Origin of the sequence: Protofrankia sp. Cj3 (assembly GCF_917627355.1) — a bacterium.
Taxonomy (GTDB): Bacteria; Actinomycetota; Actinomycetes; order Frankiales; family Frankiaceae; genus Protofrankia.
Map to the genome: position 1 here is coordinate 7433 of NZ_CAKJTR010000126.1, position 8569 is coordinate 16001.

Consider the following 8569-nt stretch of genomic DNA (forward strand, 5'->3'; position numbering starts at 1 on the left):
TCGGGCCCGGCGCGTTGCGACCGCATCGGCGCGAGGATCCGCCAGATCACCTCCGTGGTGCTGAACCGCGCTGGGCCGCTGCTGGGGGGCCAGCCATGGGCGACGCCGGGAAGCAGGAACTCCACGACCCGATCGCCGGACGAGCAGCTCGTCTCCTTCTTCGTCACCGGGAAACCGCTCCCGGCTGGGGATACGGCTGTCGCCTGGCTGGTTGTGGCCGCTTCGGCTGCCGGTTGGCTGTGACTGTCGTAACCGGGTGTTCCCATGCTGGTCGCCTTCGGTGGGCTGCCGGACGCGCTCTCGACGGGCAACCCGTCGCTGTCGGCACTGCCGCTGTCTTCCGGCAGCGACGGGGGAGGGCAGCCGGCGCTGGCCCGGAAGGGAGCAAGGCTGTTCTCGACCGAGGTCAGTGATGTCCCGAGCGTTGCCGACCAGTCGGCACCAGCGTACGGAACGCGCTCATCAAGCTGTCCATGCACGGCCACCACGCTGACCGGGGCCGCCGGCGCGCAGTCCGGGGTCTGCAGGCTGGCCGCCACCACGGCGATACCGGCGATTTCGGGCGCGTTCTCGCACGCGTAGCGGTAGGCGAGCATCCCGCCGTTGGAGAAGCCGACCAGGATCACCCGCCGCCGGTCGATGGGATAGTGTTGTTCGAGATGTGAGATGAGCGCTCGCAGCCATCCGACGTCGTCGACATGCTCGGCCGCGGACCGCCCGCAACAGGTGCCGGCATCCCACGAGGCGTTCAGGCCATCGGGATAGGCCACGGCGACGCCCGCGCTGGTGGCGAGGGTGTCGATGCCCCACTCGCTCTGGGGTTCCTGACCCTCGTGCAGAAGGCTGTGCAGCGCGATGACGAGCGGAAAGGGCCGGGGAGACGTGGCCGGCGGCAGCGTGATGCGCAGCCGCGGCGCTCGCCCTGAGCGTTCGTAGGCGTCCGGTCCGGCAGTCGGGCTGGGCGCGCCGGCCACCGGCGTCATCGATGCCGGGTGAGACCTGCCCACAGCGGCGCACCCGGCCAGCCAGCAGGTCAGGACAAGTACCAGCCCGGTGAACCGGGCCAGCGCGGTACGGCGACGCGTGGACTGCACCACACTGATTTTGTCCCGTCCACGGCCTGGCCCTGTCAGCGGTATCGGCGTTGATCTCCGCGCGGACGGCGGGTGCCGCGGCTCTCACCGTCCGCGCCGGTGTGGGGGCCGCTGGGGCCAGCGGCCGTGGCGGCTCCGGGCAGGCCCGGAAAGGCGCCTGGCTCCGTTCCGGCGGCGGGGGTACCCAGGCCTGTGCCGGATTTCGAGGCGGGCGGGGCCGTACCCGGACCTGTCGCCGTGTCCGGAAGGATGTCCACGGCCGATACCGGCCCGGCCGGCCGCAGCCCGGTTCCGGGCACGCCGCTCGGTCGTTGCGGTTCCGCCAGACGACCGGGCTGGTGCCCCCGGTCGTCTGGCTGTACCACGCCGAGGCGGGGGCGGCCGGTCGAGCTGGTTCGGTCCATCAACGTGGTCACATCAGCAATATCGATCACGTCGGCAACGTCAATCATGTCGGCCGCGTCCGAGGTGGGCGTGTCCTCAGAGCCGGCTGGCCGTCTGGTGTTCGCGGCGGCGCGGCGATACCGCACAAACGCCTCCTGAGCGCGGTTCTCCAGGTCGTTGACCAGTTCGAGCTGCTCGCGGACACGGCGTTCACCGGCTGGTCCGGCGGCGAGAAGGTCCGACAGGCAGTGGTCGACCGCGCGACGGGCCTGCAGCCAGACGAGGAGCAGCCGGGAGCGCTCCAGGTCTGATGGCATGTCCACCGAGATGTCTCCCCCGTTTCCCGCGCCCCGCGCAGGTGGCCTGCGGCCGCGGACGACCTGGGGAACCAGGCCGTCCGGCAGGCCGCACCCAGCGCACCGCGTAGCGGAGCGACAGGACCGGCGCCGCCGTTGGTCGCGACACTTTGTCGTACCAGAGTGCCTCACCCGCATCCCTCGTGTGCGTCAGTTCGCCGAAGGAGTATGGGTGCGTCGTGGTGGTCTCTGTTGTTTTGGGCAGTCCTTGGGACGATGATGCTGTGCTCATCGTTGCCGAGTGTAAGCATCGTTCCAGGTGTGCTTGGTGTGTTATGCCGTTACGGCGTCATACCGTCACGATGCTTGTCCGGGCTCGGGGTCCGCACGCGACTCGCCGGTGGCCGCGGATGTCTCCCGATCGTGCGCGGAGATCGGGTCCGTCGCCCACCCATCCTTGCTGTGCCCTGCCGCCACCAGGTCGCCGACGAGATCGCTCACCGGCACGACCACCGGCTCCTCGGCGGCGGCACGGGCTCGATTCTCCCGCCAGACAGACCTTGCGGTCGTCAGTTCCGGCCCCCCGTAGCGCAAGAGCTCCTCCCAGCGGCGTTGCATCGGACGGACAAGACCGCCACCCACCCCGACGACTGTCACTCCGGCGATGGTCGCGAGCAGTGCGTAGAGTATCGGATTTGTTACCGAAGTGGCAAGCCCGAGTTCGTCCAGGGCGGCTTTGCCAAACCCGATCATGATGAGCGCGGTGATACTGGTCGCCGCGGTAGCCGCGTAGGGAAGCCCGGTCAGCGCTTCGCGGACGAACACCCGGGCGGCCGAGGCGAGAGTGCCGCCGAGCATGAGCACAGAGCAGGCGAGAACCGCGTGTGCGAGCAGGATGACGAGGTCGTGGACGAGGTCGCTGACCGGGTTGGTGCCGAACGGGCCGAGGGCCAGTTGGAAGAGCGCCAACAGCGCAATGGCGAGCAGCAGCCGCATCAGGCCGATGCGCAGGTCGTGGGCGGGCCGGCGGAGTGCGCGCGTGAGCCCGCCCCGTTCGAGCAGATTGTCGGTGCCAGCGCGGTCGAGGAAGCGGTTGATGATCCTGATGAGTGTGCGGGCGGCCAGGCCGCCGACAGACATGATGAATGCGAATGCTAAAATTTTCGGCACAATTTGGGCGAAGTATTGGGCAAAGTATGACCATGCGCCTGATATGCTATCGTCCCACCCGACAGCCTGCGGTGCCAATAGTCTTCACTCCCATCGCGACAGTCGCGCACCAGGTCGGTTGCGTACTGGTCGGTTGTCCGGCATGGGCGTGTCCGGAAGGCATGGATGGGTCGCGCTGGGCGCCGTTCGCCGCATTGCCCATCGCTCGTCACCGACTGCCCGTTGCCCACCGTACGCACGGAAACAGCACACATCATGGGTAACGATCACACCATGTTGCCACACGGAAGCGGAAAGTAGCGTTCGTGTAGTCCGTCCATGGATGTGCTTTGCGTGTCGCATGGATGCGGAGGGTTGCTGGGATGACCGCCAGCTTGCCGAAGTACGTATATGTCACAATGTGACTACTGGCTGGCGACCTTTCGGGCGATCTGCCGTGCGACACGGTTCACCACGGTCTGCTCGGGGTCGTCGAACACGCGGCCGACGACAAAGGAGCTCTGGACCTGGCCGGAGAACATGAACATCAGGTCGAAGGTCATCGGTACCGGTGGTCCGTCCAGCGTCATGGTTGCCTTGACCCTGGTCGCGGCGGTGATACCGGGGGGAGGCTTGTGGGCGGATGCCGACACGACCGCGAAGGTGCTGCCAGCGGGCAGATCGGCCGCTTTGGCATACTCGCGCTTGAGCAGCTGGCCGACGCAGGACGGAAAAGAAGCCTCAGCGGCGACTCGGACGGCAGCTGTGATCACTTCGGCTGGATAGACCGCCGCGACCGATCCCATGAACATCTGGCTGTCGCTGGTGGCGAAGTACGGTCCCTTTGCCGAGTCCAGCGGCTCTACTTTCGACCCGGCTGTGGGTTCGCCCATGCACGAGGCGAAACTGGTCATCGCGGCTACCGACAGAGCACCACGGTTGTCTAGCGACGTGCTGGCGCCGAAGCCCGTCGTCTCTGGACCCTCGGTAAGCACGTAGTCGTCGGCGTGCAGCGATGTGCGGGCGGCGGCCTGCTGCGTCGGGGGGACTGGTTCGGTTCCCGCGGCAACCGGATTCGGGCTCTTCCCGTTTCCGCAGGAATTGGCTGTGAGCCCCAACAGGACGCAGACCAGACCGAGCCCGAGAGTCCGGAGCTGCATCCGGACCCGACCGCTATGTGCCGGCAGCGATGTCCGCACGACCTGTCTACCCCCTGGATGCCGCGGCGTGTTCGGTTCGGTCGTTGCCGGTCTCCGACAGCGCGAAAATGAAGATCATGTTGCTGATGGCCATGCGGGTCCGCTGGTTGGCCCCAGTATGCACGGATTACGTTGAGTAACGAACCCCTCATACCCGCGGTGTCGGCAAGGAGCGCCCGCCGAACCGCGGCGCAGGCGCCGGGCACAGGCGCCGGGCGCTCGTCAGATAACGGGGCTGCCGGCCGTGGCTCGGGCTGGCCGGCGCCTAGGGCGTGATGGCAGTTCGCGACCAGGGTGTCGACAGGTCGCGAACTGCCATCCGCAGGGGCACCGGGGGACTCAGGCTGCGATCTCCACCGGGGTGCCCAGCGGCAGCATTTTCGCGAGCCTGGTGATGACATCGTTGCGGACCCGGATGCAGCCGTGGCTGATGTCCTGCCCGATCAGGTTGGGCTGGTTTGTTCCATGGATACCGATCACCGGGTCCTGCCCGTCGAAGGAATCCAGGGTGGTGGAGAACCCGCTGAGCCCGAAAGCATACGGGCCATAGGGTCCGGCCGGGTTGCGCGGCTGTAGCAGTTCGGTCAGATAGAAGCGACCGCCGGGCGTGGGGGTGTCCGTTGTGCCGACGGAGATCGGCTCGTCGAGGACAACCGTGGTCTTGTCGTAGACCCGCAGGCGATGGTCCTTACGGGCGACCACGATGTGGTACCCGGTGAGGCTGGCCTTCACCTGGGACGCTTTCACCCAGCCCGTGCTGCCGTTGGGCTCCACCGGCAGCAGTACGTGCCACCAGTTCGGGAGTTTCGCCACCACGAGGAAGACTCGCGGGACGCCCTCCGGGTTCGGGCTGCGCAGCTGGGATGCCGCGGTTTTTGCCGTGGGGGTCTTGTAGACGTCGACCACCCCACCGGTCGCGGTCACGATCGTGTTCATCCCGTCGGTGTTGACGGAGGTCACGGCCGCGAGCTGGCTGCGGACCGGATCTGGGATGGCGGTCGCGGACGCCTGTGACTGGGTCTTCGAGCCCCCGCCACCGCAGCCGGTGAAGACAACCATGCCGGCGAGGACGGCCAGCAGGATCTTCATGCGCGGGCTGGCCGGTGCATGGCCGGCGGAAATCGACACGGCGGATGCCGCCGGCCCGAATCCGGGCCGGCGGCATCCGATCACAGCTGGCTTGCTCATCCCGTGTAGTGAACCTTGTCGGTGACGACAGCCGTTGCCGGGGTCGCGACCGGCGCACTCGTCGTCGACACCGGGACGGTGGTGGTGCCACCGCCGCCGCCACCGCCGCCACCACCAGCGCCACCACCCGCACCCGCGCCGTTCGTTGAGGCTGCGGTGGGGGAAGCCGTCGTCGTGGTGGCGCAGTCGGCGATAGCGAAGGCCGGGATCGCCAGCACGACATCCTGGGTCGTCACGTCAAAGGCACCCGCGATCACGACATCCGCCGACGAGTTCAGGGAAACGGTCTTGCCAGCGCCGATCTCACCGAAGTTGTAGTTGACGTCAGTGTCGATCCACGCAAAGCCATACGCTCTCGCCGAGGTGTTCTTGAGCGTCCACACGGGACCATGCGGCCCACAGGTGAAGCTGAGCGTCAGCGGCTGTGGCACCAGATTGTCCAGTGATAGATCAGTCGGTAGCCAGGGAGCGAGATCGATCAGCTGTCTGTCCAGGTCGGACAGGGATATTCCGGGCAGTGAGGGAAGCCCGGACGGAAGGGATCCGCCAGCCGGCCGGTGGGTCACCGGCGGTGTGGACGGCTGCGGGTCGATGCCGTGCACCGGCAGCGCGGGCGTCGTGTGCACCGCTGACGGGGTGGTGACCGGTGCGGTGGCGTCCACCAGGTCCGGCACCACCGGCTCGACCGCCCCGGCCGACGGGGTGGCCGTGGCCGTTGGAGCGGCGCCGTCTGTCGCCCAGGCGGCCGGGGCGGCCAGCCCGACTGTTATCGAGCCGATTACGCAGGCCAGAGCCAGTCGCGTCCTGCCCAAACGCATTGTGTTTGTCCCCTCAGACGTCAGGCGGGCTGGATACAGGACCTGTGGCCACCGTCACAGCCGCGTTTCCGGGGAACCATACCAACCCCCTTTTCGGCGTTTGCGAGCGGGTGGTATGTACCGAAGAGGCATGCGGGAAGGTGGGGCTAACGTTTTGGCGCCGTAGGTTGTCGGGCTTGTTTCGTTGGTTGCGTTACATGATCTCTGGTAGTTGAAAAATCACAGGCTACGGCCTATTCGCTGACGTTCAGCGCATACCTTCCGGAGATCGTCAGAGTGGGTCCTCGCCTGGCTCCCGCGTCACCTCGCGGCTCTCGGCGGCGGTGATGGCGGCCTGGGAGTCATAGCGGCTAAACGACGGAACGGCCGCCGCGAGTAACACGGCTCCGGCAACACATGCCAGCCCGCCACTGACCACCGAGAATGTCGGTGAGAACACGGTTGCCGCTGTCCCCGCCTCAAGGTCCCCCAGGCGTGGGCCACCCGCGACGACCACGATGAACACGCCCTGGAGACGCCCGCGCATCGCGTCCGGTGTGGCGACATTGAGTATCGCGTTCCGGAACACCGCGCTGATCATGTCAGCCGCGCCGGCGATGGCGAGCAGCAGCACACCGGCGATGAGGTTGTGGACAAGGCCGAACATCGCGATCGTGACGCCCCAAATGATCACTGCGATGACGACGGCGAGTCCCTGCCGCCGGACGCGTCCGAACCAGCCCCCGGCCACCGCCCCGGCGAGCGCGCCCGCGGCAACGGCGGAGTAGAGCAGCCCGGCGGTTCGCGCGCCGCCGCCGAACTGTGTTCCGGCGAGTTCCGGGAACAGCGCCCGCGGCATCCCGAAAACCATCGCGATGATGTCTATGGCGAAGGTCATGACCACTATCGGCTGGCCGCGCAGGAAGCGCAGCCCGTCGACGACGCTCGCGACACCGGCCCGGGTGCCGCCGTCGGTCGGTGGCATCGGTGGCAGCCGGGCCAGCGCGTAGAGGGCCGCCCCGAAGGTCACGGCGTCGATACCGTAGGCAACGGGATACCCCGACACCGTGATCGTCACCCCGGCGAGCAGCGGCCCGGTGGTCAGCGCGATGTTCCAACCGATCTGTTGGAGCGCGGTGGCGGCGGGCAGCGCCCGCAGCGGTACCAGGCTCGGCATCATCGACCGCCGGGCCGGCTGGTCGACAGATACCAGCGCGGACTGGACAGCCACGAGCGTGAACAGCGGCCAGACCGTGCGCGGGCCGACCAGCGCGAGGACGAACAGCCCGGCCGACACCGCGGCCAGCCCGCACGAGGTGATCAGCGCGAGGCGCCGGCGGTCGACGGCATCCGAGATCGCTCCGCCGAACATCCCAAACATGATCAGTGGAACCAGGGTGATCAGACCGGTCAGCCCGACCGCGAACGAGGACCTGGTGATGTCGTAGACCTGTAGCGGCACCGCGGTCGTGGTAATCATTGAGCCGACCGCGGACACGGTTTCGCCGGCCCATACGCGCCGGTAGGCCGGGTAGGACCGCAGCGGCCCGAGGTCGGTCAGCACGGTGTGGGCGATCCGCCGGCCGGGCACCCGTGCCCGGCTCAGGGCCGTCGCGCGGTTACCTGCCGCAAAGCCGATCCTTCTCATGGTGACAGGCGTTCGATGACCCAGCACGCATCGCGGGGCGGGTGGCGCTCCTTGTCTGTGCTGGTCCTGTCTGTGCTGGTCCGGCGGTAGCGGAGCCGGTCATGAAGCCGGTCCTGGCGGCCCTGCCAGAACTCGACGCTGTCCGGGACGAGCCGTAGCCCGCCCCAGAACGGGGGCACCGGGACCGGTGCGGGCTCAGGCCAGCGGGCGTCGAGCTCCGCCCGGCGTCGCTCAAGCACCTCCCGGGAGGTGATTGTCTCGGACTGGCGGCTCGTCCATGCTCCGAGCTGGGCGCCGCGCGGGCGGGCGTGGAAGTAGGCCGCCGTCTCCTCGGCCGACACACGCTCCAGCGAGCCGGTGACGACGACCTGCCGTTCCAGGGCATGCCAGGGAAACACCAACGAGCCGTACGGGTTTGCCGCGGCGTCGTGTCCTTTTCGGGATGTGTAGTTGGTGAACAGCGTGAAGCCGCGTTCGTCGAACGCCTTGAGCAGGACGGTGCGGGCGCTGGGCCGGCCGCGGGCGTCCGCGGTGGCGAACACCATCGCGTTCGGTTCGGCCAGCGCTGATCCCGGTTCGGCGGCCACGGCGGAGGTCTCGGTGAACCAGCGGGTGAACTGACCGACCCAGGTAGGGGCGAGATCGGCCTCGGACAACCCGCCGGTGGTGTAATCACGCCGCTGGACTGCCGGGTTCGGCGCGGCCCGCGGCTGAGCGTGGTTCGGGTGCTGCGGCACCTGACCAATCCTGGCAGCTGCCTACCAGTAGCTGAGCGGGAAACTTAGAGCGACCGGCAATAGGGACGCGGCGTCGC

The 8569-nt window shown here is 68.0% G+C and carries 8 protein-coding genes; all 8 read right to left on the minus strand.

Annotated elements, in window-relative coordinates:
• Positions 1 to 1097, minus strand: a 1097-nt coding sequence (locus tag MJ783_RS16345; RefSeq protein ID WP_239311311.1) for a PHB depolymerase family esterase, incomplete at its 3' end; no start/stop codon positions are given.
• 32 nt (positions 1098 to 1129) lie between these two features.
• Positions 1130 to 1795: a hypothetical protein gene (locus tag MJ783_RS16350; protein ID WP_239311318.1), complete on the minus strand. Its 666-nt coding sequence runs from the start codon at positions 1793 to 1795 to the stop codon at positions 1130 to 1132.
• 336 nt (positions 1796 to 2131) lie between these two features.
• Complete coding sequence (locus tag MJ783_RS16355; protein ID WP_255724002.1) at positions 2132 to 3022, minus strand: hypothetical protein; 891 nt, start codon at positions 3020 to 3022, stop codon at positions 2132 to 2134.
• Positions 3023 to 3348: 326 nt separating this feature from the next.
• Positions 3349 to 4083, minus strand: coding sequence for a hypothetical protein (locus tag MJ783_RS16360; protein WP_239311313.1), 735 nt, complete (start codon positions 4081 to 4083; stop codon positions 3349 to 3351).
• 378 nt (positions 4084 to 4461) lie between these two features.
• Positions 4462 to 5310 (minus strand): L,D-transpeptidase, encoded by an 849-nt coding sequence (locus tag MJ783_RS16365; RefSeq protein WP_370651651.1) that lies wholly within the window; start codon positions 5308 to 5310, stop codon positions 4462 to 4464.
• On the minus strand, positions 5307 to 6128 hold the full coding sequence (locus MJ783_RS16370; RefSeq protein WP_239311314.1) for a hypothetical protein: 822 nt from the start codon (positions 6126 to 6128) through the stop codon (positions 5307 to 5309). The genes MJ783_RS16365 and MJ783_RS16370 overlap by 4 nt, the downstream gene beginning before the upstream one ends.
• Before the next feature lie 271 nt (positions 6129 to 6399).
• Complete coding sequence (locus MJ783_RS16375) at positions 6400 to 7755, minus strand: MFS transporter (protein ID WP_239311315.1); 1356 nt, start codon at positions 7753 to 7755, stop codon at positions 6400 to 6402.
• Positions 7752 to 8492 (minus strand): pyridoxamine 5'-phosphate oxidase, encoded by a 741-nt coding sequence (gene pdxH / locus MJ783_RS16380; RefSeq protein WP_239311316.1) that lies wholly within the window; start codon positions 8490 to 8492, stop codon positions 7752 to 7754. Before pdxH ends, MJ783_RS16375 begins: the two co-directional genes overlap by 4 nt.
• Positions 8493 to 8569 lie beyond the last annotated feature (77 nt).

Bases quoted from the DNA above. Each gene is read 5' to 3' on its own strand.
- MJ783_RS16350 (WP_239311318.1), bottom strand. From the start codon at position 1,795: ATGCCATCAGACCTGGAGCGCTCCCGGCTGCTCCTCGTCTGGCTGCAG.
- MJ783_RS16360 (WP_239311313.1), bottom strand. From the start codon at position 4,083: ATGCAGCTCCGGACTCTCGGGCTCGGTCTGGTCTGCGTCCTGTTGGGG.
- MJ783_RS16365 (WP_370651651.1), bottom strand. From the start codon at position 5,310: ATGAGCAAGCCAGCTGTGATCGGATGCCGCCGGCCCGGATTCGGGCCG.
- MJ783_RS16370 (WP_239311314.1), bottom strand. From the start codon at position 6,128: ATGCGTTTGGGCAGGACGCGACTGGCTCTGGCCTGCGTAATCGGCTCG.
- MJ783_RS16375 (WP_239311315.1), bottom strand. From the start codon at position 7,755: ATGAGAAGGATCGGCTTTGCGGCAGGTAACCGCGCGACGGCCCTGAGC.